The organism is Actinomarinicola tropica, assembly GCF_009650215.1.
Taxonomy (GTDB): domain Bacteria; phylum Actinomycetota; class Acidimicrobiia; order Acidimicrobiales; family SKKL01; genus Actinomarinicola; species Actinomarinicola tropica.
This window is the reverse complement of record NZ_CP045851.1, coordinates 2193322-2215148: the sequence shown is the minus strand read 5'-3', so window position 1 is coordinate 2215148 and position 21827 is coordinate 2193322. Positions and strand designations below refer to the sequence as shown.

General features: G+C 73.0%; 22 protein-coding genes. 18 read left to right on the top strand and 4 right to left on the bottom strand.

The features are described 5' to 3' along the window. Nucleotides 1-2 precede the first annotated feature (2 nt). The 11 genes from murD to GH723_RS10780 all read left to right on the top strand — a co-directional run bounded on the left by murD (nucleotide 3) and on the right by GH723_RS10780 (nucleotide 10823). Entirely contained in the window at nucleotides 3-1349 is a 1347-nt protein-coding gene (gene murD, locus GH723_RS10830) for a UDP-N-acetylmuramoyl-L-alanine--D-glutamate ligase (RefSeq protein WP_153759655.1), read from the top strand. Further along, nucleotides 1346-2521, top strand: coding sequence for a putative lipid II flippase FtsW (gene ftsW, locus GH723_RS10825; protein ID WP_153759654.1), 1176 nt, complete (start codon nucleotides 1346-1348; stop codon nucleotides 2519-2521). The genes murD and ftsW overlap by 4 nt, the downstream gene beginning before the upstream one ends. Further along, entirely contained in the window at nucleotides 2518-3669 is a 1152-nt protein-coding gene (locus GH723_RS10820) for a UDP-N-acetylglucosamine--N-acetylmuramyl-(pentapeptide) pyrophosphoryl-undecaprenol N-acetylglucosamine transferase (RefSeq protein WP_153759653.1), read from the top strand. Before ftsW ends, GH723_RS10820 begins: the two co-directional genes overlap by 4 nt. Then, nucleotides 3662-5056 (top strand): UDP-N-acetylmuramate--L-alanine ligase, encoded by a 1395-nt coding sequence (gene murC / locus GH723_RS10815; RefSeq protein ID WP_153759652.1) that lies wholly within the window; start codon nucleotides 3662-3664, stop codon nucleotides 5054-5056. The genes GH723_RS10820 and murC overlap by 8 nt, the downstream gene beginning before the upstream one ends. Further along, nucleotides 5053-5976, top strand: coding sequence for a UDP-N-acetylmuramate dehydrogenase (gene murB, locus GH723_RS10810; RefSeq protein ID WP_195210247.1), 924 nt, complete (start codon nucleotides 5053-5055; stop codon nucleotides 5974-5976). The genes murC and murB overlap by 4 nt, the downstream gene beginning before the upstream one ends. Continuing rightward, nucleotides 5973-6845 (top strand): cell division protein FtsQ/DivIB, encoded by an 873-nt coding sequence (locus tag GH723_RS10805; RefSeq protein ID WP_153759650.1) that lies wholly within the window; start codon nucleotides 5973-5975, stop codon nucleotides 6843-6845. The genes murB and GH723_RS10805 overlap by 4 nt, the downstream gene beginning before the upstream one ends. A gap of 193 nt (nucleotides 6846-7038) precedes the next feature. Beyond that, nucleotides 7039-8157: a cell division protein FtsZ gene (gene ftsZ, locus GH723_RS10800; protein WP_153761184.1), complete on the top strand. Its 1119-nt coding sequence runs from the start codon at nucleotides 7039-7041 to the stop codon at nucleotides 8155-8157. 7 nt (nucleotides 8158-8164) lie between these two features. Then, nucleotides 8165-8833: a YggS family pyridoxal phosphate-dependent enzyme gene (locus GH723_RS10795; RefSeq protein ID WP_153759649.1), complete on the top strand. Its 669-nt coding sequence runs from the start codon at nucleotides 8165-8167 to the stop codon at nucleotides 8831-8833. Between the two features lie 27 nt (nucleotides 8834-8860). Further along, the gene (locus tag GH723_RS10790) at nucleotides 8861-9514 is read left to right on the top strand and encodes a cell division protein SepF (RefSeq protein ID WP_153759648.1); all 654 of its coding nucleotides are present in this window, start codon (nucleotides 8861-8863) and stop codon (nucleotides 9512-9514) included. Nucleotides 9515-9517: 3 nt separating this feature from the next. Beyond that, nucleotides 9518-9769, top strand: a complete 252-nt coding sequence (locus tag GH723_RS10785; protein WP_229022780.1) for a YggT family protein — start codon at nucleotides 9518-9520, stop codon at nucleotides 9767-9769. Between the two features lie 58 nt (nucleotides 9770-9827). Continuing rightward, on the top strand, nucleotides 9828-10823 hold the full coding sequence (locus GH723_RS10780) for a DivIVA domain-containing protein (protein WP_153759647.1): 996 nt from the start codon (nucleotides 9828-9830) through the stop codon (nucleotides 10821-10823). 16 nt (nucleotides 10824-10839) lie between these two features. On the opposite strand, the gene ileS is transcribed toward GH723_RS10780, so the two are convergent. Continuing rightward, nucleotides 10840-14028, bottom strand: coding sequence for an isoleucine--tRNA ligase (gene ileS / locus GH723_RS10775; protein ID WP_407650220.1), 3189 nt, complete (start codon nucleotides 14026-14028; stop codon nucleotides 10840-10842). A 139-nt stretch (nucleotides 14029-14167) separates the two neighbouring features. Between ileS and GH723_RS10770 the strand changes: the two genes are divergently transcribed. From GH723_RS10770 to GH723_RS10755, 4 genes are read left to right on the top strand one after another with little or no spacing between them, the layout of a single operon-like run. Further along, entirely contained in the window at nucleotides 14168-14788 is a 621-nt protein-coding gene (locus GH723_RS10770; RefSeq protein ID WP_153759645.1) for a TraR/DksA family transcriptional regulator, read from the top strand. Further along, a complete protein-coding gene (gene lspA, locus GH723_RS10765) occupies nucleotides 14785-15315 on the top strand; it encodes a signal peptidase II (RefSeq protein WP_195210246.1) in 531 nt (176 codons plus the stop codon). Before GH723_RS10770 ends, lspA begins: the two co-directional genes overlap by 4 nt. After that, nucleotides 15312-16232 carry an RluA family pseudouridine synthase gene (locus GH723_RS10760; protein ID WP_229022779.1) on the top strand — a complete coding sequence of 307 codons (921 nt, stop codon included), beginning with the start codon at nucleotides 15312-15314 and terminating at the stop codon, nucleotides 16230-16232. The genes lspA and GH723_RS10760 overlap by 4 nt, the downstream gene beginning before the upstream one ends. A gap of 51 nt (nucleotides 16233-16283) precedes the next feature. Then, nucleotides 16284-16835 (top strand): GNAT family N-acetyltransferase, encoded by a 552-nt coding sequence (locus GH723_RS10755; RefSeq protein WP_153759644.1) that lies wholly within the window; start codon nucleotides 16284-16286, stop codon nucleotides 16833-16835. A gap of 34 nt (nucleotides 16836-16869) precedes the next feature. On the opposite strand, the gene GH723_RS18835 is transcribed toward GH723_RS10755, so the two are convergent. Continuing rightward, nucleotides 16870-17190, bottom strand: a complete 321-nt coding sequence (locus GH723_RS18835; RefSeq protein ID WP_229022778.1) for a helix-turn-helix domain-containing protein — start codon at nucleotides 17188-17190, stop codon at nucleotides 16870-16872. Between the two features lie 113 nt (nucleotides 17191-17303). Beyond that, nucleotides 17304-17918, bottom strand: coding sequence for an IS110 family transposase (locus tag GH723_RS10750; RefSeq protein WP_229022777.1), 615 nt, complete (start codon nucleotides 17916-17918; stop codon nucleotides 17304-17306). A gap of 391 nt (nucleotides 17919-18309) precedes the next feature. Between GH723_RS10750 and GH723_RS10745 the strand changes: the two genes are divergently transcribed. Continuing rightward, nucleotides 18310-19629: a DUF222 domain-containing protein gene (locus GH723_RS10745; RefSeq protein ID WP_153759643.1), complete on the top strand. Its 1320-nt coding sequence runs from the start codon at nucleotides 18310-18312 to the stop codon at nucleotides 19627-19629. A gap of 13 nt (nucleotides 19630-19642) precedes the next feature. On the opposite strand, the gene GH723_RS10740 is transcribed toward GH723_RS10745, so the two are convergent. Further along, nucleotides 19643-20086, bottom strand: a complete 444-nt coding sequence (locus GH723_RS10740) for an RrF2 family transcriptional regulator (protein WP_153759642.1) — start codon at nucleotides 20084-20086, stop codon at nucleotides 19643-19645. Between the two features lie 73 nt (nucleotides 20087-20159). Between GH723_RS10740 and GH723_RS10735 the strand changes: the two genes are divergently transcribed. Next, the gene (locus GH723_RS10735) at nucleotides 20160-21269 is read left to right on the top strand and encodes an alkaline phosphatase family protein (RefSeq protein WP_153759641.1); all 1110 of its coding nucleotides are present in this window, start codon (nucleotides 20160-20162) and stop codon (nucleotides 21267-21269) included. A gap of 23 nt (nucleotides 21270-21292) precedes the next feature. After that, complete coding sequence (locus GH723_RS10730; RefSeq protein WP_324248578.1) at nucleotides 21293-21802, top strand: bacterial proteasome activator family protein; 510 nt, start codon at nucleotides 21293-21295, stop codon at nucleotides 21800-21802. Nucleotides 21803-21827: the final 25 nt, after the last annotated feature.

Genomic DNA, 21827 nt, shown 5'->3' with positions numbered 1-21827 from the left:
CCGTGACCACCGAGCGCACCGCCGGACGCATCGCCAACCTGGTCGTCGGGCTCGGCATCACCGGCCGGGCCGTCGCCGCGGCGCTGCGTCATCGGGGCGAGGACGTCGTCGCGATCGAGGACCGCCCCACCGACGCGGTGCGCGACGCCGCCGACGAGCTCGGCGTCACCCTCGTGCCGGCGCCCGACCCGTCCGACGTCCGGGACCTCGTCGCCCGCGCCGACCGGCTGCTGCCGAGCCCCGGCGTCCCCGATCGCCATCCGGCGATGGTCGTCGCCCGCTCGCTGGGGACGCCCATCCGCTCCGAGCTCGACCTCGCGGGGGAGTGGGACGACCGGCCCCGCATCGCGGTCACGGGCACCAACGGCAAGACCACGGTGACGACCCTCGTCACCGACATGCTCACCGCGAGCGGACGTCGCGCCGTGGCGGCGGGCAACACCGACGTGCCCCTCGTCGAGGCCATCGACGACCCGTCGATCGACGTGTTCGTCGTCGAGGCGTCGTCGTTCCGCATCGCGCACTCCCACCGGTTCGCTCCCGCCGTGGCCACCTGGCTCAACTTCGCCCCCGACCACCTCGACGTCCACGCCTCGCTCGAGGCCTACGAGGCGGCCAAGGCCCAGCTGCTGCGCGACCAGTCGGCCGACGACGTCGCGGTGCTCAACGCCGACGACCCCGTCGTCATGGCGCACGCCGGTCCGGCGCGCCGCGTCACCTTCTCCCCGACGCAGGGCGACTACCGGGTGGTCGACGGCTGGCTCGTCGCCGACGACGGGGAGCGGATCGTCGCGGTCGACGAGCTGCCGCGCCGGCAGCCCCACGACATCGCCAACGCCCTCGCCGCGGCGGCGACGGCCCGGGCCGCCGGTGCGTCCACCGCGGCGGTGGCCGACGTGCTGCGCGCCTTCACCGGGCTCCCGCACCGCGTCGCACCCGTGGGCGAGCTCGACGGCGTCCGCTACGTCGACGACTCCAAGGCCACCGTCCCCCAGGCCGCGGTGGCGGCGATCAGCGGCTTCGACGCCGTGGTGCTCATCGCGGGTGGCAAGGGCAAGGGGCTCGACCCCTCACCGCTGGCGAGCCTGCCCGAGCGGCTCCGGGCCGTCGTGGCCATCGGCGAGTCGGCCCCTGCCCTCGAGGCGCTCTTCCGTGGCGCCGGTGTGGCGGTCACGACCGCGTCGTCGATGGCGGAGGCCGTGGCCGCGGCCCGTGCCGCCGCCCGACCCGGTGACGTCGTGCTCCTGTCGCCCGGGGGCGCCTCGCAGGACTGGTACGCGAACTACGGCGAACGGGGCGACGACTTCGCCCGGCTCGTCCGCTCGATGATCGAGGAGGCCTCGGCGTGACGGTTCTCACCACCCGACCCGAGCGGTCGCGGCCCCGCCTGCGGCTCGGCCGACCGAGCGGTCGGCGCACCGGGGTCTTCCTCGGCCTCCTCACCGTCGTCCTGCTGCTGTGCGTCGTCGGCCTCGTCATGGTGATGTCGGCGTCGTCGGTCGTCGGCCTCTACCAGTTCGGGTCGTCCTGGTACTTCGTCAAGCGCCAGGTCATCTGGCTCGCCGTGGGCCTCGTCGTCCTCGTCGTCACCATGCGGATCGACTACCGGCTGTGGCGCCGCCTCGCCTCTCCGCTGCTCCTCGGCTCGATCGTCGCTCTCGGACTCGTGCTCGTGCCGGGGATCGGCGTGAGCGTCTACGGCTCCACGCGGTGGCTCGGCGCGGGCCCGATCCAGATCCAGCCCTCGGAGTTCGCCAAGCTCGGCCTGATCCTGTTCATCGCCGACCTGCTCGCCCGCCGGGCCCACCGCATCGGCCACCTCCGGCTGACGTTGCAGCCGGTGCTCATCATGGCCGGCATCGTCTGCGCCCTCCTGATGCTGCAACCGAACCTCGGCACGACGATGGTCACCGGCGCGATCGTCGGCGCGATGCTGCTCGTCTCGGGGATGCCGCTGCTGCCCCTCGCGGGCATCTCGATGGGTGCAGCCGTCACCGCGGTGGGGCTGGCGCTCGCCGCGCCCTACCGCCGCGCACGCGTCTCGGGCTTCCTCGATCCGTGGGCCGATCCCCGGGGCGAGGGCTACCAGACGATCCAGAGCCTGATCGGGACGGCGCAGGGCGGCTGGCTGGGCGTCGGCCTGGGCGCCAGTCGCTCGAAGTGGGGCTTCCTGCCCTTCGCCCACACCGACTTCGTCTTCGCGATCATCGCCGAGGAGACCGGCCTGCTCGGTGCGTCGGCCGTCGTCCTCCTGGTCATGGCGCTGTGCTGGCTCGGCGTCGCCGCGGCGCTGCGGGCCCCCGACCGCTTCGGCACCCTGCTGGCCGTCGGCATCACCACCTGGCTCGCGGCTCAGGCGTTCGTCAACATCGGCGCCGTGGTCGGCATCCTCCCGATCACCGGCGTCCCGCTGCCGTTCGTCTCCTTCGGCGGGTCCTCGATGCTCTCGACGATGGCGGCCACCGGGATCCTGCTCAACGTGGCCCGCCAGGCCCGTGGAGGGGCGACACTGGAACGATGACCGACCCCGTGCCGCCGACCGAGCCGCGCACGTGGTGCCTCGTCGCCGGAGGGGGGACCGCCGGACACGTCGTCCCCGGACTGGCCGTGGCCCGGGCCCTCGTCGACGCCGGGCACCCACCCGAGTCGATCCACTTCCTCGGGTCGGCTCGCGGGACCGAGACCTCGATGGTCCCTGCGGCCGGGCACCCCCTGACCGTCCTGCCCGGGCGGGGACTGAACGACCGACGGGTGAACCTCGAGAACCTGCGCGCCGCGTGGGGCATCGTGCGTGGTGTCGTCCGGGGCATCGGGGTCGTGCGTCGACTGCGCCCCTCGGTCGTCCTGTCGCTCGGCGGCTACGCCGCCGTCCCCGGGGTCGTCGGCGCGGCGATCTGGCGGGTGCCGGTGGTCGTGACCGAGCAGAACGCCCGGGCGTCGCTGGCGAACCGCCTGGCCGGGCGTGTCGCGCGCGCCTGCGCCGTGCCCGCTGCGCGTACCGACCTGCCGCGCGCCGTCGTCACCGGCAACCCGGTCCGGCCGGAGATCGTGGAGGCGGCCGAGGTCGCCGCCGATCCGGTCCGCCGGGCGGCGCTCCGCGCCGAGCTCGGCGTCGGCGAGGACCAGGTGCTCGTGTTCGTCCAGAGCGGCAGCCTCGGCGCGCGCTCGGTCAACCGAGCCGTCATCGACCTCGTCGGCCGCCTCGCCGAGCGTGACGACGTCCACGTCCGCCACGTCATCGGTCGCCGGGACTGGCACACCGAGCACGCGCCGACGCCCACGACGGTCGACGGCGGGCTCGTGTACGACCCCGTCGAGTACGAGGACGAGACGCCGCGGTGGATGGCGGCCGCCGACCTCTTCATCGGTCGGTCGGGGGCGTCCACCGTGGCCGAGCTCGCGGTCGTCGGGCTGGCCTCCATCCTCGTCCCGCTCCCCATCGCTCCCCGCGACGCGCAGCGCGCCAACGCCGAGCTCCTCGTCGAGGTCGGTGCGGCCCGCATCGTCGCCGACGCCGAGCTCACCGGCGCGCGGCTCGAGGCCGTCGTCGCGGAGCTCATCTCGGACCGCGCCGTCCTCGCCGCCACGGGACGCGCCGCGCTCGACGCCGGGCACCCGGACGCCGCTCGACGCGTCGCCGCGCTCTGCGAGGAGCACGCCCGTGGCTGAGCTGCACGCGACCGACCTGCGCCTCGACGAGCCGCGCGCCGTCCACGTCGTCTACGTCGGGGGCAAGGCGATGAGCGCCATCGCCGAGATCCTCGCGGGGATGGGTCACACGGTCTCGGGGTCCGACCCGAACGACGTGCCGGTGCTCTCCCGCCTGCGGGCGGCCGGCGTGCACGCCCACGTCGGCGTCGATCCCGAGCGCGCTGCGGCGGCGGACCTCGTCGTGGCCTCGACGGCCGTCCGCCCGGACCACCCCGACGTCGTCGCCGCCCGTGCGCACGGTGTGCCCGTGGCCGGACGGCCGGCCGCGCAGGGGGCGATCGCCCGCACCCGGCCGACGGTCGCGGTCTCGGGCACGCACGGCAAGACGACGACGACGGCGATGCTCGTGCACGTCCTCCTCGAGACCGGCCGCGACCCGTCGTTCATCGTCGGCGGCGACCTCGGGGGCGCCGCAGGCGGTGTGCGGTGGACCCCCGGCGGGTGGTTCGTGGTCGAGGGCGACGAGAGCGACGGGACGTTCCTCGAGCTCGGCGCGTCCCGGGTGGTGGTCACCAACGTCGAAGCCGACCACCTCGACCACTACGGCACGCTCGACGCGATCGAGCAGGCGTTCGACCGGTTCCTCGACCAGGCCGGGGAGGACCGCGTCGTCTGTGCGGACGACCCGATCGCCGCCCGCCTCGGGCGTCGACACGGCGCCCGCACCTACGGGATCGCACCCGACGCCGACCTCCGGGTCGCCGACGTCGCGATCGACCGTGGCCGCACCACGTTCTCGCTCCACGACGGTGGGCGGGTCGTCGACGTCGCGCTGCCGCTGCCGGGAGAGCACAACGCGACGAACGCCGCGGGCGCCCTCCTCGCCGCCGCCGGCCTCGGCGTGCCGCTCGAGGAAGGTGCCGCGACGCTGGCGACGTTCGCAGGTGTGGGCCGGCGGTTCGAGCGCCGGGGCGAGGCGGCGGGCGTCACCCTCGTCGACGACTACGCCCACAACCCCGGCAAGGTCCGCGCCGTGGTGCGGGCCGCAGCGAGCGGGGGGTGGGGCCGTGTGGTGGTCGTCTTCCAGCCCCACCGCTACAGCCGGACCGCCGACCTGTGGCGTGAGTTCGCCGACAGCTTCACCGGGGCCGACGTGGTGGTCGTCACCGCGCTCGACCCGGCGGGCGAGGATCCGATCCCCGGCGTGAGCGGACGGATGATCGCCGACGCCGTCGTCGCCGCCCACCCCGAGATGCAGCTCAGCTACCTCGACGACCGGTCCGCGCTCGTGCCGACGCTCGCGCGCCTCCTCGTCCCCGGCGACCTGTGCCTCACCCTCGGCGCCGGCGACATCACCCGCCTCGCCGACGAGCTGCTGCCCGCGCTGACCGAGGGTGCTCCGTGAGCGACCTCGCCCTCGCGCTCGACCGCCTCGGCGACCGGGCCCGTCACGACGCGCCGCTCGGTCCGCTGACCACCTACAGGGTGGGTGGCGCGGCTGCCGCGCTCGTCGACGTGGACTCCGTCGACGACCTCCGCGCGGTGGCCGACGCCCTCCGCGGCCTCGACGTGCCCGTCCTGGTGGTCGGGCGGGGATCCAACCTGCTCGTCGCCGACGCCGGCTTCGAGGGCGTGGCACTGACGCTGGGGGAGGGGCTCGCGCACATCGACGTCGAGGCCACCACGGTGCGAGCCGGCGGTGCCGCGTCGCTCCCCGTGGTCGCGCGGCGCACGGCGGCCGCGGGGCTCGCCGGGTTCGAGTGGGCGGTCGGCGTGCCGGGATCGGTCGGCGGCGCGGTGCGCATGAACGCCGGTGGGCACGGCTCCGACATGGCCGCCGTGCTGCGCAGCATCCACGTCATCGACCTGCGAGGCGGCGAGGATGTGGCCGTGCCCGCGTCCGCCCTCGAGCTCCGCTACCGGCACTCGAACGTGCGGCCCTCGCAGGTCGTCGTCGAGGCCGTGCTCGAGCTGTCCCCCGGCGACCGTGGGGCGTCCGAGAGGGAGATCTCCGACATCGTCCGCTGGCGCCGCGCGCACCAGCCCGGTGGCCAGAACGCCGGCTCGGTGTTCACCAACCCGCCCGGCGACAGCGCCGGCCGCCTCATCGACGCCGCCGGGGCCAAGGGCTTCCGCATCGGCACGGCCGCGGTGTCGGACAAGCACGCCAACTTCATCCAGGCCGACGACGGCGGCTCGGCCGACGACGTCCTCGCCGTGATGGCGGAGGTCCGCCGACGGGTGCTCGACCACGCCGGCGTCCTGCTCGAGCCCGAGACCCGCATCGTCGGTGCGCGGCTCCCCGACCCCGAGGAGCAGCCGTGAGCGGCTCGGTCCTCGAGCGACCACCGAGCCCACCGGGGATCGACGCCCGCATCCGGGCCCGGCGGATCGAGGTCCGTCGCTCCGAGGGACGGCGCCGCCTCCGGAAGCTGATCGTCCTCGTGGTCCTCACCCTCGTCGTCGCGGCCGCGTGGGCCGCCACGCGCAGTCCGCTGCTCGACGTCGACGAGGTCGTCGTGCGCGGCGCGGCACGCTCGGGGGAGGCGGCGGTCACCGAGGCGACGGGCATCGTGCGGGGCGAGACCCTCACCGACCTCGACCTCGACGCCGCGCGCACCCGGGTCGCGGCGCTGCCCTGGGTGGCCGAGGCGACCGTCCACCGCTCCTGGGGCGGCACGGTGAGCGTCGAGGTCGTCGAACGGGTGCCGGTCGCGGTCGTCGCAGGAGCGGACGGGCGGAGCTGGCTCGTCGACCGCGAGGCCGTCGTGCTCGACGAGGCCTCGGCGACCGACGTCGTCGCCGGTCACGTGGTGGTCGAGGGCGCGAGCCCCGCCGCGGTCGGCGGGCGCGTCGAGGACCTCCCCGCCCACGTGATCGACCTCGTCACGGCCCTCGACGGCGAGGTGCGCAGCGCCACCGCGGCGGTGGTCCTCGACGAGGGCGAGACCTGGATCCGGCTCCACCCCCGCCCGGGTGAGGTCGACGCCGAGGGGGCGGCGCGGACCGACGGCGGCCACATCCGCTTCGGTGACCTCCGCGCCGTCGACGAGCAGGTCCTCGCGGCGTCGACGATCCTCTCGCAGGTGGCCCTCGACGACCTCGACGTCGTCGACGTCCGGGTGCCGTCGAACCCCGTCGTCACCCGCGTCGAGCACACCGAGGACGATCAGGACGGGGAGGCGACCGGATGAGGGCGCCCCTCGTGTTCCTTGACCCCGTTCCGATGTCGCCGGTACCGTCTGACCCCTCAGTCGAGGTCGAGGGTTCACTCGACCTCGAGTTCATCGTGAGGCCGGGCGACCGCGCGTTGCCCGGCCTTCGGCCGGTTCCGGCGAGCCAGCCTCGTTCACAGTCCCGTTCCCCGAGGTGGAGGTAGCCCCCGCCATGGCCGGCATCCCGCAGAACTACTTGGCCGTCATCAAGGTCGTCGGCGTCGGTGGCGGCGGCGTCAACGCCGTCAACCGCATGATCGACGCCGGGTTGAAGGGCGTCGAGTTCGTCGCCATCAACACCGACGCGCAGGCGCTGCTCATGAGCGACGCCGACGTGAAGCTCGACATCGGGCGCGAGCTCACGCGCGGCCTCGGTGCCGGCAGCGACCCCGAGGTCGGCCGCCAGGCGGCCGAGGACCACCGCCAGGAGATCGAGGAGGCCCTCGAGGGGGCCGACATGGTCTTCATCACCGCGGGCAAGGGCGGCGGCACCGGCACCGGCGCGGCGCCGGTCGTGGCCGAGATCGCGAAGGCGCTCGGCGCGCTGACCATCGGCGTCGTCACCCGTCCGTTCTCCTTCGAGGGGCGACGCCGCTCGGTCCAGGCCGAGGCCGGCATCCAGCGCCTGCGGGAGAAGGTCGACACCCAGATCGTCATCCCGAACGACCGGCTCCTCACCATCGCCGACGACAAGACGTCGATGCTGAACGCCTTCAAGATGGCCGACGAGGTCCTCCTCCAGGGCGTGCAGGGCATCACCGACCTCATCACCACGCCCGGCCTCATCAACACCGACTTCGCCGACGTGAAGATGATCATGCACGACGCCGGCTCCGCCCTCATGGGCATCGGCTTCGGCTCCGGCGAGGGGCGCGCGCTCAACGCCGCGCGCGCCGCCATCTCCTCCCCGCTGCTCGAGGCGTCGATCGAGGGCGCTCGCGGCATCCTGCTCAACGTGTCGGGCGGCAGCGACCTCGGCCTGCTCGAGGTCAACGAGGCCGCCGAGGTCATCCACGCCGTCGCCCACCCCGACGCCAACATCATCTTCGGCGCGGTGATCGACGACGCGATGGGCGACGAGATCCGCGTGACGGTGATCGCCGCCGGGTTCGACCGCTGGGACGAGAACAAGAAGGCCGGCACCTCCGCGGCGCCGGAGCGTCGGTCCTCGCTGCTCGACCGCGAGCCGGTCGACACCGGCGACACCCCCGACATCTTCGGTGGCGAGGACGACGCCGACGTCGACATCGACGGCGACGACGACTTCGACGTGCCGTCGTTCCTCCGCTAGGGGGACCGTGACCGGCACGGTCGCCGACCGCCTCGACGTCGTCCGGGCGCGGCTGGCGGCGGCCGGGGCCGAGCCCGGGTCGATCCAGGTCCTCGCGGTCACCAAGGGGTTCGGGCCCGACGTCGTGCGTGCCGCGGGCGCGCACGGCCTCGTCGACGTCGGCGAGAACTACGCCCAGGAGATGCTCGCCAAGGTCGACGCGCTCGCCGACCTCTCGCCCGCCCCGCGGTGGCACGCCATCGGTCGGCTCCAGCGCAACAAGGTCCGCCAGATCGCGCCGCACGTCCACCTGTGGCAGAGCGTCGATCGACTGCCGCTCGGCGAGGAGATCGCCCGGCGAGCCCCCGGGGCACGCGTCCTCGTCCAGGTCGACGCCACCGACGAGCCCGGCAAGGGCGGCTGCCCGCTCGCCGAGCTCGACCGCCTGGTGGGGTCGCTCATCGATCTGGGCCTCGACGTCGACGGTCTGATGACCGTCGGACCCACCGATCCCGAGGTCGACCCCCGCCCGGCGTTCGACCGCGTGCGAGCCGCGCGCGACCGCCTCGGCCTCCGCACCCTGTCGATGGGGATGTCGCGCGACCTCGAGGCGGCGGTCGCCTGCGGCACGACCATGGTCCGACTCGGGACCGCTCTGTTCGGGCCGCGCCGCGTGTCGCCACCTGGCGCGAAGTAGCATCGAAGCCACTTCGAGAGGAGCCGTATGTCGAGCATGTGGCGCAAGGCCATGGTCCAACTGGGACTGGGCGACGACGACGAGTACGACGACTACGACGACCAGCCCGTCCGGCGCGCCCCGGCGCCGCCCCCGGCCGAGGAGCCACGGGCCGTGCAGCCCCGCCCCGCCAGCCGGGCCGTGCAGCCCCGGTCCGTCCAGCCCGTCCCGGATCGTGCTGCGTCGGTCTCGCCGCTGACCCGCCCCGAGCGCGAGGCGGGCGGGTCGATGCGCTTCCCCACCCACGGCGGGCCGCCCGAGCAGCCCACCGTGCAGCCCGTGCCGTCCGCACGCGACGAGCGCGTCCGGGTCACGCCGGCGGCGTCCACCGCCGTCGCGAGCGGTGTGCGCACGATCCCCCGGCCGAACGCCAAGCCGCACGTCGTCGCCCCTCGCTCGTTCAGCGACGCCCAGGAGGTCGGCGACACCTTCAAGTCGAAGCAGCCGGTCATCATCAACCTGCAAGGGGTCGACCGCGACCTCTCGCGTCGCCTCGTCGACTTCACCAGCGGGCTCTGCTACGGGATCGGCGGTCAGATGGAGAAGGTCGCGACCGACGTCTTCCTGCTGACCCCGGTCGACGTCGAGGTCTCCGCGGAGGAGCGCCAGCGCCTCCAGGAGCGCGGCCTCTACGACTCCTGACGAGTGGACGTCATCTGCTGGCTGCTCACGGCCTACATGCTCGTCCTGCTCGCCAGGATCGTCCTCAGCTGGTTCCCGATCAGTCGGGGCTCACCGGTCGAGCCCATCGCCACGGTGCTGTACGCACTGACCGAGCCGGTGCTCGGCCCGCTGCGTCGGGCCATCCCGCCGGTGCGCATCGGGGCCATGGGCCTCGACCTCTCGCCGCTGATCGTGCTCTTCGGCGTCAACATCCTCATGGGCATCATCTGCTGAACGTCGGGTGACCGGCGCTGACACGGTCGGCGCGCGGCGCTTCGCTAGCATCCGACCCATGGATCTGACCCCTGAGCTGCTCCGCACCGTCGAGTTCGGCGAGGCCAAGAAGGGCTACGACCTCGACGAGGTCGACGAGTTCCTCGACCGGGCGGCGACGGACCTCGCCCGTCAGCACACGCGGCTGCGCGAGCTCGAGCAGCGCGTCACCGAGGCCGAGAAGCGGGCCGCCGAGGCCGAGTCGTCCTCCCGTGACCGCGGCGACTCCGACGAGACGCTGCGGCGCACGCTCGTGCTCGCCCAGCGCACGGCCGACGCCGCCATCAAGGAGGCGCAGGACGAGGCGGCTCGCATCGTCGCCGAGGCCCGCCAGAAGGCGGACGGCATGATCGCCTCGGCCGAGGAGCAGGTGCGCCGCGAGGTCGGCGCCACCCGCGACCGCCTCCAGGCCGAGATCCGCGACCTCGAGGGTCGACGCGGCCAGCTGCACGACCGCATCGTCGAGCTCGGCGCCCACCTCGACGCCGAGCGCGATCGCCTCCGCCACCAGGTCGACCAGCTGCGGGCCGCCGTCGAGGACGAGTCGCTGCGCGTGGCCCCCGTCCCCGGCGCCGACCCCGAGCCCTCGGGGAGCGAGGAGCCGGCGGTCGACCTCTCCGCTCCGATGACCTCGGGCGCCACCGACGACGCCGACGGCGACGACCTCGAGGACCTCCCGCCGCCTCCGGTCGGCTGGGACGGCCCCGCCGCCGATCCCGCCGAGCGCGAGCTCGCGGAGGACGACGACCGGGCGGCGGGCACGCTGTTCGCCCCCCGGGCCGAGGACGAGTCCGTCGACCTCACCGACGGCGGTCCGCCCACGCAGGCCACGCCGGTGGTCGGGGCCGATCCCGACGACGTCGGCTCGTCGCACCTCGACGAGCTGAGGCGGGCGGTCAGCAGCGAGGATCCGCGCGCCGAGACCCACGCCGAGGACGACGACGCGGCCATGGCCGCGTTCTTCGACCAGGACGACGAGGAGGAGCGCACCCGGCGGTTCGGCCGCCGGCGCTGAGCTCCGGCCCGCGGGGTCAGCCGGCCCGGCGGACCTCGATCGTCACGGTCGAGCCGTCGACGTCACCGCGCGCGGTGTGGCCCTCTCCGGTCGGGCTGCCCTCGGTGATCGTGGTCGCCAGCACCTGCGTCGCGATCCAGTCGCGGTGCGCCGCGAGGGCGTCGGCGGCATCGCCGTCCGCGTCGATCCGCAGGTCGATCCGGTCGGTCACGACGAGGTCGGCGTCCTTGCGGGCCTGCTGCACGATGCGGACGAGGTCGCGCGCTCGACCCTCGGCGGCGAGCTCCGGCGTGACGTCGACGTCGAGGACGACGACGGCGTCGTTCGTGCGCAGGGCCTGGCTGACCTCGCCCTCCCGCGACCGCAGCGTGAGGTCGAACTCGCCGGGCTCGAGCACGTGGCCGGCGACCTCGACCCGGTCGCCGTCGGCGCTCCACTCGCCGCTGCGTGCCGCGGCCATGACCTTCTGGACGTCGCCGCCCAGCTTGGGCCCGAGGACCCGGCCGTTCGGCTTCAGGATGAACTCGGCGTGCGCCGCCAGGTCGTCGGTCAGCTCGACCGACTTCACGTTCACCTCGTCGCGGACCAGGTCGACGTAGGGCCGCAACGTCTCGGCGTCCGCGCCGGCGACGACGAGCGACGACAGCGGGAGCCGGGTGCGCAGGCCGTTGTCCTCCCGGAGGAAGAGCGCGGCGGTGCACACGTCGCGGATGCGATCCATCGCCGCGACGAGGGCGGGGTCGGCGGGGAGGTCGTCGGCGTCGGGCCAGTCGGTGAGGTGGACGCTCGGCTCGCCGGTGAGGTTGCGGTAGATCTCCTCGCTGACGAGGGGGAGCAGCGGCGCGGCCACGCGCATGAGGGTCGTGAGCACGGTGTAGAGCGTGTCGTGGGCGTCGGCGGAGCCGCTGCCGCCCTCGCCGCCCCAGAAGCGCTCGCGGGACCGGCGGATGTACCAGTTGTTCAGCGCGTCGATGAAGGAGGTGATCGCCCCGGCCGCCCCCGCGATGTCGAGCGCGTCCATCCGCTCGGTGACCTCGGCGACGAGCTCGTGGGCCTTGGCCAGCACGTAGCGGTCGAGCACGTGGGTCGAGTCCGTCCGCCGCTCGGCTCGGCGCTCGTCGGCGTTCGCGTAGAGCGTGAAGAACGAGTAGGCGTTCCAGACCGGCATCAGGACCTGGCGGACGACCTCGGTGATGTCGGAGGCGTCCTCGTGCATGCGCAGATCGCCGCCCCGGAGGATCGGCGACGACATGAGGTACCAGCGGAGCGCGTCGGCGCCCTGCTGCTCGAACACGGCCTCGGGGTCGGGGTAGTTGCGGAGGCGCTTCGACTGCTTGCGTCCGGTGCTGTCGAGCACGATCCCGTGGCAGATGACGTTGCGGAAGGCCGGCGTGTCGAACAGGGCCGTGGCGAGCACGTGCAGCGTGTAGAACCAGCCGCGCGTCTGGGGGATGTACTCGACGATGAAGTCGCCCGGGTGGTGGTCGTCGAACCACTCCCGGTTCTCGAACGGGTAGTGCACCTGGGCGAAGGGCATCGACCCCGACTCGAACCAGCAGTCGAGCACCTCGGGGACGCGCCGCATCATCGACCGACCGGTGGGGTCGTCGGGGTTCGGGCGGACGAGCTCGTCGATCGCCGGGCGGTGCAGGTCGGTCGGGCGGACGCCGAAGTCGCGCTCGAGCTCGTCGAGCGAACCGTAGACGTCGACGCGCGGGTACTGCGGGTCGTCGCTCTTCCAGACCGGGATCGGTGATCCCCAGAAGCGGTTGCGGGAGATCGACCAGTCGCGGGCGCCGGCGATCCACTTGCCGAACTGACCGTCACGGACGTGCTCGGGGATCCAGTTGATCTCCTGGTTGAGCTCGACCATCCGGTCGCGGAAGTCGGTGACCCGCACGTACCAGGACGACAGCGCCCGGTAGATGATCGGCGTGTCCGTCCGCCAGCAGTGCGGGTAGTTGTGCTCGTAGGTCTCGTGCTTGACGACCCGGCCGAGCTCCTTCAGGTGGCGGATCACGTCGGGGTTGGCGTCGAGCACGTTCTGACCGGCCCACTCCGGCACGTCCTCGGTGAAGCGACCGGCGTCGTCGACCGGGACGACGAGGCCGATCCCGGCCTCCTCGGCGATCCGCTGGTCGTCCTCGCCGAAGCCGGGGGCGATGTGCACGACGCCGGTGCCCTCGGCGGTGTCGATGAAGTCGCCGGCGAGGATCCGGAACGCGTCGGGCGTGTCGGCGAAGTAGGGGAGCAGCGGCTCGTAGGTGCGGCCGACCAGCTCGGAGCCCTTGATCGTGCCGACCTGGCGGGTGCCCTCGAGTTGTGCCGCGTACTTCTCGAGCGTGGCGGCGCCGATGATGAAGTGGTCGCCGTCCTCCTCGAGGATGGCGTAGTCGAGGTCGGGGCCGACGGCGAGGGCCAGGTTGGACGGCAGCGTCCACGGCGTGGTGGTCCAGGCGAGGATCCGCATGGGTCCCGGGTCGCCGGGGCGGGGGTCGAGCGTGAACGACACGGTGAGCGCCGGGTCCTGGCGGGGGCGGGTGGCGTCGTCGAGGCGGATCTCGAAGTTCGACAGCGGCGTCTCGGCGCCCCACGAGTAGGGCATCACCCGGTGGGCCTCGTAGACGAGCCCCTTGTCCCACAGCTGCTTGAACGCCCACATGACCGACTCCATGTAGGCGAGGTCCATGGTCTTGTAGTCGTTCGTGAAGTCGACCCAGCGGGCCTGGCGGGTGACGTAGTCCTCCCACTCGGACGTGTAGCGCATGACCGACGTGCGGCAGGTGTCGTTGAAGCGGTCGATGCCGAAGTCCTGGATGGCGGCGCGCCCCTGGACCTGGAGCTCCTTCTCGACCTCCATCTCGACCGGGAGGCCGTGGCAGTCCCACCCGAAGCGGCGCTCGACGCGCCGGCCGCGCATCGTCTGGTAGCGGGGCACGACGTCCTTCACGTACCCGGTGAGGAGGTGCCCGTAGTGGGGGAGCCCGTTGGCGAACGGCGGGCCGTCGTAGAAGACGTACTCGTTCTCGCCGCTCGGTCCGGCGTCGCGCTGCTCGATCGACCGCTCGAAGGTCCGCTCGCGGGCCCACAGGTCGAGGATGCGCCGCTCGATCTCGGGGAACGAGGGGCGCGGATCGACGGTGGGGTACGGCTGATCGGTCATCGGAGAGGGCCTCGTGAGGGGGTCGGGCAGCCCGTGCAGCATACCGGCGGCACCCCTGCGCCCCGGGTGAGATCGACACGCGTGCGGGACCAGATAGGCTCCCCCGACCATCGACCGACCCGGACGGGACCGCGGGCACGGTCCGCGTCGTCGCACCCGTCGCAGCTGAGAGGAACTCCTGATGGCCAAGGCCACCACGTCCACGTCGAAGGGCTCGACGGCCAAGAAGGCTCCGGCGAAGAAGGCGCCTGCCGCCAAGGCGCCCGCGAAGAAGTCGCCCGCGACGAAGTCCCCCGCCAAGAAGGCCCCCGCAGCCAAGGCGCCGGCGAAGAAGGCGCCGGCGAAGAAGGTGCCCGCGACGAAGGCCCCCGCGGCCAAGGCACCCGCGAAGAAGGCTCCGGCCAAGAAGGCCTCCGCCAAGGGCTCGCCGTTCAGCGCCAGCTTCATCGAGCAGCAGCGCAAGGCCCTCGAGGAGGAGCGCGAGCGCTACATGCGCCAGGCGACGTCCCTCCGCCAGGAGGCGGACTCGCTCACCCAGGACGGCGACCCCGGCGACGTCCAGTTCGACGAGGAGTCGGGCGACGCCAACACCGTGGCCGTCGAGCGCGACCGCGACCTCGCGCTGTCCGCCCAGGCCCTCGCCGCCGTCGAGGAGATCGAGGCCGCCCTGGCCCGCATCGACGACGGCACCTACGGCATCTGCACGGTGTCCGGCGAGCCGATCCCGAAGGAGCGCCTCGAGGCGATCCCGTGGGCGTCGGTGCGCGTCGAGCACAAGGTCGGGGGCTTCGGCCACCGGTGAACCGAGCGGCGGCCGGGTCGGCCCGCTGGATCCGGGCGCTCGGGATCGCGGCCGTCGTCGTCGCCCTCGACCAGGCGACGAAGCACTGGGCGCTCGGCGCGCTGTCCGACGACCGCACGATCGACCTCGTGGGCAGCCTGAGGTTCAACCTGGCGTTCAACACCGGGGCGTCGTTCAGCATGGGCTCCGGCATGGGCCCGGTGTTCGCCGTGATCGTCGTCGTGGTGGTCATCGCCCTGCTGCGCTTCATCCGCACGGTGCCCGGCCGGCTCAACCTCTTCGCGGCCGGCATCATCGTCGGCGGCGCCCTCGGCAACCTCGTCGACCGGATCTTCCGCGACGGGTCCGGGTTCCTCGGCGGGGCGGTCGTCGACTTCATCGACCTCCAGTGGTGGCCGATCTTCAACGTCGCCGACATCGGTGTGGTCGGCGGGGCGCTGCTGCTCCTCGTCGGCACCTGGCGGCTCGGGGAGAGCTCGCCACGCGAGGCCGACGCCGACTCCAGCTCCGGACCGGAGGCCGTGTGACCGCCGTCGAGGAGACGATCCCCGCGGCGCTCGACGGGGAGAGGGTCGACCGGGTGGTGGCGATGCTGACCGCCGTCACGCGCTCGGAGGCGTCGTCGATCCTGGCCGACGGCGGTGTCCTCGTGGACGGACACGAGGTCACCAAGGGCTCGATCAAGGTGCGCGAGGGCCAGCGCGTGCGGATCGTGCTCCCCGATGTCCCGGAGGGTCCGCTCGTCGCGCCGGACGCATCGATCGACCTGCGGGTCGTGCACGAGGACGACGACGTCGTGGTCATCGACAAGCCGGCCGGCCTCGTGGTCCACCCGGGGGCGGGGAACCTCGACGGCACGCTCGTCAACGCCCTCGTCGCCCGCTACCCGGAGATCGTCGACGTCGGTGAGCCCGAGCGGCCGGGCATCGTCCACCGCATCGACAAGGGGACGAGCGGCCTGCTCGCCGTGGCCCGGACGCCCCGGGCGTACGACGCCCTCGTCGCCGCGCTGTCCGCCCACGACGTGGAGCGCGAGTACCTGGCGCTGGTGTGGGGCCGACCGGAGGCCACCCACGGGGTCGTCGACGCGGCGATCGGTCGCTCCGGGCGTGACCCGACCCGGATGGCGGTGTCCAACCGGGGCCGCCACGCCCGCACCCACTACGAGGTCGTGCGCACCTTCGACAACCCCGTGCCCCTCGCCCTCGTCCGCTGCCGGCTCGAGACCGGGCGCACCCACCAGATCCGGGTGCACATGGCGGCCATCGGCCACCCCGTGGTCGGCGACGACCGCTACGGCGGCGCACGCAGCCCCGTCCCGGTCGATCGTCCCTTCCTCCACGCGGCGCGCCTCTCGTTCGCCCACCCGGTGACCGGCGAGCCGGTCGAGGCCACCTCGCCGTTGCCCGCCGATCTCGAGGCGGTCCTCGGCACCCTCGGCTGACTCAGCGCACAACCGGCTCGCCGTGCGCCGCGCTCGCGGGCAGGCTGGGGCATGGCCGCCCAGCCCGCCGAACCGATCGCCGTCGTCGGCGTCGAGGTGCGCCGGTGGCGCCCGGAGGACGCCTCGGCCCTCCACGTGCTCGTGCTGGCGAACCTCGAGCACCTCCGCCCGTGGATGCCGTGGGTGGCCGGCGAGCCGCTGACCTTCGCCGAGCGCTGCGGGCTGGTCGAGACGTGGATGACGGCCTGGGACGCCGGGAGCGACTTCAGCTTCGCGATCGTCGATGCAGCAGGCGGGGAGCTGCTCGGTGCCTGCGGGGCACACCGACGGATCGGTCCGGGCGGCCTGGAGGTCGGCTACTGGGTGCGGAGCGACCGCACGGGTCGGGGTGTCGCCTCGGCGGCGGTGGGTGCCGTGGTCGGCGCCGTGTCCACGGTCGACGGGGTCGACCGCCTCGAGATCCACCACGACGCGGCCAACCTCGCCAGTGGCCGGGTGGCCGAGAAGGCGGGCTTCAGCCGGATCGAGGAGCACCCCGACGAGGTGAGCGCCCCCGGCGAGATCGGCATCGAGGTCGTCTGGCGGCTGGACCTCACCACCTGACGAGCGGGACGTTCGCTGATGCTCCTATGGGTGGTCAAGCGGCTGTGAGGCCGAGCCAGGTTCGGTAGCGGGCTTCGAGGTCACCGTTGCGGCGGATGTCTCGTTCGATCTCGCTGAGGCGGCTGGGGATGGTGCTGAGGGCGTCGGCGGCTTGACGGAGGCTGAGTCCAGCGGCTGTGCGGGCGGCTCGGAGCTCTGTTCGGTCGGCGATGGGCTGGGGGTTGGTGAGGTGCCGGTAGACCTCGCGAGCGATGTAGCGCTTCAGGCAACGGATGATCTCGCGGGTGGTCTTGCCTTCGGCGCGTCGTCGTTGGGCGTAGGCGCGGGTGGCGGGGTCGCAGGTGAGTCGGACCATGGCGATGCGCCAGAGAGCGTGGTTCGCTTGGCGGTTGCCTCACGACGGAACTCGGCGGGGTACTTCGCTGGACGACCCACACGGGCCTCCTTCCTCCAGGGTCTCCCCCAGAATCAGGTGTCCACCGAAGCGGGGCAACTCCACTGGCGGCGCAGGTTGTCGAGATCGCCGGTGAGGGCTTGGTGTTGGCGGGCGAGGGTTCGCATGGCGAGCTTGATGGCTTCGACCGGGTGGACGGGGTTGGCGGGCCGGAACCGGGCAGCACGTTCGACACGCTCGGGTGTGTCGAGCGGCTCGAGGTCCTGGCGGAGCGCATCAGGAGCGGTCACGACGAGGTCTCGGAGTTGGTTGGCGATCCGTGTGCGAGCGTTGCGGGTCGAGCAGAACACCACCCGCAGAGCGCGGATCGACTCGACGATTCCATCTGCGGCTTTGGGAACAGCGGTAGCTTCACCGTTGAGCGCAGCTCGGGCGGCGGCTTCGGCGTCAACGGTGTCGTTCTTGCCTCGCTGACGGCGGGTCTGGCGGTTGGGGTGATTGACCTCCGCCACGTCGACCCCGTTGCTGACCAGGTGGCGGGCCAGGCCGGCGCCGTAGCTGCCGGTGCCTTCAACTCCGACCCGGACGACCTCGCCATGGCCTCGCATCCATCCGAGCAGCTGGCGGTAGCCCGCCGGGGTGGCGGGGAACGACTCGACGTCGTGGATCCGGCCGGTCTGGTCGACCACCGCTGCGACGTGCACATCGCGGTGGGTGTCGACACCGCCGTAGATGCCGGGTTCGGGTTGGGTCATGCTGGTGGCTGCCTTCCTCGTCTCGTCGATGGGGCTGGGCACCACCGGCCGGGACGGTCGGACAGGACACTCAGGGTGGTCTGGCAAGGCTCCTTGCGCGCCCCCAGGCGAGGACCGGGCCGACAGATCAGCGACAAGGCACACAGCCAGTCACACCAAGGGTCAGGCCCACCCCAGCCCGAGGGCCTCCCCATCATGAGTGTCACACCCCCTGCGTAGGGTGGTGTGCAGGTGGTCGGGTCGTTCTTCCCCGGGTCCGGACTGCCGTGTTCGTCGGCTTCGGTGCCGGCTTGTGTGCGGCGATGGCGAGTGGGAGGTGGCGCCGGTGGTGCTGCTCGATGTCGGGGAAGCGGATGTGGGTCCGGTGGGTCCGGGTGTGGCGCTGTCGGCGTTGGCGCGGGCGGTGGATCTGCTCGGGGCGGTGGATCTGGATGCGTTGGATGCGCGGTCGGAGATGGGTCTGGTGCGCGACGTGGAGGTCCTGCGTCGCCGCCTCGACGCCGTGACCGACCGCCTGGCGGGGCATCTGGACCGCTCGCAGGCGTACGCAGTGGACGGGTTGGCCTCCGCTGCGGTGGCGGTCCGGCACCTGGGCCGGTTGCCGCACGGCGAGGCGCGGGCGCGGGTGCACTGCGCCCGTGTGCTGCGGGACCTGCCGGCGCTGGCCGCGGCGCATCAGGCGGGGGAGGTCCCGACCGGCCATGTGCGGGCCGTGGGGCGGGTGGCGCGCAACCCTCGAGTCGTGGACCTGTTGCCGGTGATCGAGGACGTGATCGTGGAGATGGCACGGGACCACTCCCACGACGGGTTCTGTCGGTGGTTGCGGGAGTGGGAACGTCTCGTCGATGTCGACGGCACCGAACACGACGCCGAGACCTCCCACGCACGACGGAACGGATCGGTGGTCGAGAACTACGACGGCGGGTTCACCCTCACCGGCGGGTTCGGCAACCTCCAGGGCGCCGCCATCGCGGAGACCTTCGAGTGGTTCGCCCGCGCCGAGCTCCTCGCCGACTGGGCCGACGCCCGAGCCCGGCTCGGCGACGCCGCCACCGACGCCGACCTGCCCCGCACCGCCGCACAGCGCGGCGCCGACGCCCTCGCCGCGATCTTCGCCCGGGCGGCCTCCACCGTCGGCCGGGCCGTGCCGCTCGTCAACATCGTCGTCGACCTCCACACCCTCGAGACCGCCCTCACCGGCACCCACACGGTTGCCGACCCGACCGGGCAGCGCATCTGCCGCACCCTGTCGGGGGTGCCCCTCGCCCCGTCCGATGTGGTCGCCGCCGCCCTGGCCGGCCAGGTCCGCCGCGTGATCATCGACGCGGACTCCAACGTGATCGACCTCGGACGCCGCCGCCGGTTCTTCACCGGCTCGGCCCGCGAGGCGGCCGAGCTCACCAACACCCTCGCCCACCCCGACGGACTGCGCTGCATCTGGAACGGCTGCCACCGCCGACACGGCCTGCAGATCGACCACACCCTCGACGCGAGCCGCGGCGGACCCACCGACCAAGCCAACGCCGCCGTGCTCTGCGACACCCACAACCGGCTCAAGAACCACGGCTGGCACCCCACCCGCGCACCCGACGGCACCTGGACCATCCACCGCCCCGACGGCACACCCACCACACCACCCGCATGACCGCGGGCACCGGTCAACCGGTGATCGGCCACTCCCGCTCGCCGCGGGCCATCGACGCCACGTCGGCCAGCGAGCGCGCCTCGAGGTGGCGGCGCATGTGCTCGCCGGCCTCGGCCCACACCGCGAGCAGCACGCACTGCCCCTCGTGGTCGCACGCACCGTCCTGGTGGGGCTCGCCGAAGTCACCGGCGACGATCGGGCCGTCGACCGCGCTCACGATGTCGGCCAGGGAGATGCTGCCCGGCTCGCGGGCCAGCACGTACCCGCCGCCGACGCCGCGCTTCGAGCGCACCAGTCCCGCCCCCTTGAGCGCGAGCAGGATCTGCTCCAGGTACGGCTGGGGGAGGCCCGTCCGCTCGGCGATGTCGCGCACCGACGTCGGCCCCTCGGTCTCGTCGTGGAGAGCGAGCGACAGGAGGGCGCGGCACGCGTAGTCGCCACGGGTCGAGACCTTCACGGCGACCACTGTACGGCCGACGGGAGGGGAGGGTGGTTGGCGACGACCCCTCGGAGGTGATGGAGTGAAGGCGATGGGCGACAACTCCCCGCAGCGGCCGCACCTGCCCGACTACTCGGGCGCGTGCCTCTCGAACATCGTGCCCGCCCTCCTCGAGTGGACCGACGTCCCCTCGTGGCTGCCGGCCCCGGTGGCCGACGCGGACCAGGTGGTCCTCCTCGTGCTCGACGGCCTCGGCTGGGAGCAGCTGCAGGCTCGGCGCGACCTCGCGCCCACGTTGTGCTCGCTCGTCGGCGGTCCGGCGAGCAGCGTCGTCCCCTCGACGACGGCCACCGCGCTGACCTCCATCACCACCGGCCTCGCGCCCGGCGAGCACGGCGTCGTCGGCTACCGGATGGCCCTCGAGGGGGAGGTCCTGAACGTCCTGAGGTGGTCGACCTCCACCGGCGACGCCCGCGACCGCTTCCCGCCGGAGCGGGTGCAGGACGTCGTCCCCTTCGCCGGGCAGCGGCCACCCATCGTCACCAAGGCCGAGTTCGCCACCTCGGGCTTCTCCGGGGCGCACCTCCACCAGGTGCGGTTCCACGGCTACCGCATGACCTCGACGATGCTCATCGAGCTGCAGCACGTCCTCGACGCCAACGAGCCGTTCGTCTACGCCTACTACGACGGGATCGACAAGGTCGCCCACGAGTACGGCTTCGGTGAGTACTACGACGCCGAGCTCGTGGCCGTGGACCGACTGGTCAGCGACATCATCGACCTGCTCCCTCCGGGGGCGGCGCTGCTCATCACCGCCGACCACGGCCACGTCGAGACCGGGGGCGACGTCACCACGCCGCACCCGGCGGTGCTCGCCGAGACCTCGATGCAGTCGGGCGAGGGCCGGTTCCGCTGGTTCCACGCCCGACCCGGGCGCACGCCCGCGCTGCTCGAGGCCCTCACGACCCACCACGGCCACCAGGCCTGGATCCGCACGCGCGACGAGGCGATCAGCGAGGGCTGGTACGGACCGAAGGTCACCGACATGGCCCGGGCACGGATGGGCGACATCCTCGTCGCGCCCTGGGGGAACCTGGCGTTCCTCGATCCGGCCGACAGCGGACCCTACGAGCTGGTGGGTCGGCACGGGTCGGTCACGAGCGCGGAGATGCTCGTCCCGCTGCTCGGTGCCGGGGGCTGACCCGCGCCGTTAGGGTGGCGCTCGTGTCCGACGCGAACCCCACCCCCGACGAGTCCACGGTCGAGCGCGGCGAGCTGGTCCAGCCCGTCGAGGCCGAGCCGGAGGAGCACCGCGAGGCGGTCGACGAGCCGGCGAAGGTGATGCGGATCGGCTCGATGATGAAGCAGCTGCTCGACGAGGTCCGCAGCACCGACCTCGACGAGGCCAGCCGGGATCGCCTCCGGGACATCTACGACCTGTCGGTCAACGAGCTCGGCTCCGCGCTCTCGCCCGACCTCCAGGAGGAGCTCGACCGGCTGGCCATGCCGTTCGGCGACGAGGACGTCCCGTCCGGGGCCGAGCTGCGGATCGCGAAGGCCCAGCTCGTCGGCTGGCTCGAGGGTCTGTTCCACGGCATCCAGGCCACGCTCTTCGCCCAGCAGATGGCGGCGCGCCAGCAGATCGAGCAGATGCGCCAGAGCCAGCTCATGCCGCCGCAGGGTGGCCCCGCTGCCGAGGCCGGGCACACCGATCGTCCGGGGACCTACCTCTAGCCCGGTGGGGTACAGTCGCCCTCCA

Coding starts and splice junctions, on each gene's coding strand:
- GH723_RS10820 (WP_153759653.1), top strand. CDS start 2,518: ATGACCGACCCCGTGCCGCCGACCGAGCCGCGCACGTGGTGCCTCGTC.
- ftsZ (WP_153761184.1), top strand. CDS start 7,039: ATGGCCGGCATCCCGCAGAACTACTTGGCCGTCATCAAGGTCGTCGGC.
- GH723_RS10790 (WP_153759648.1), top strand. CDS start 8,861: ATGTCGAGCATGTGGCGCAAGGCCATGGTCCAACTGGGACTGGGCGAC.
- GH723_RS10780 (WP_153759647.1), top strand. CDS start 9,828: ATGGATCTGACCCCTGAGCTGCTCCGCACCGTCGAGTTCGGCGAGGCC.
- ileS (WP_407650220.1), bottom strand. CDS start 14,028: ATGCTGCACGGGCTGCCCGACCCCCTCACGAGGCCCTCTCCGATGACC.
- GH723_RS10770 (WP_153759645.1), top strand. CDS start 14,168: ATGGCCAAGGCCACCACGTCCACGTCGAAGGGCTCGACGGCCAAGAAG.
- GH723_RS10755 (WP_153759644.1), top strand. CDS start 16,284: ATGGCCGCCCAGCCCGCCGAACCGATCGCCGTCGTCGGCGTCGAGGTG.
- GH723_RS18835 (WP_229022778.1), bottom strand. CDS start 17,190: ATGGTCCGACTCACCTGCGACCCCGCCACCCGCGCCTACGCCCAACGA.
- GH723_RS10735 (WP_153759641.1), top strand. CDS start 20,160: ATGGGCGACAACTCCCCGCAGCGGCCGCACCTGCCCGACTACTCGGGC.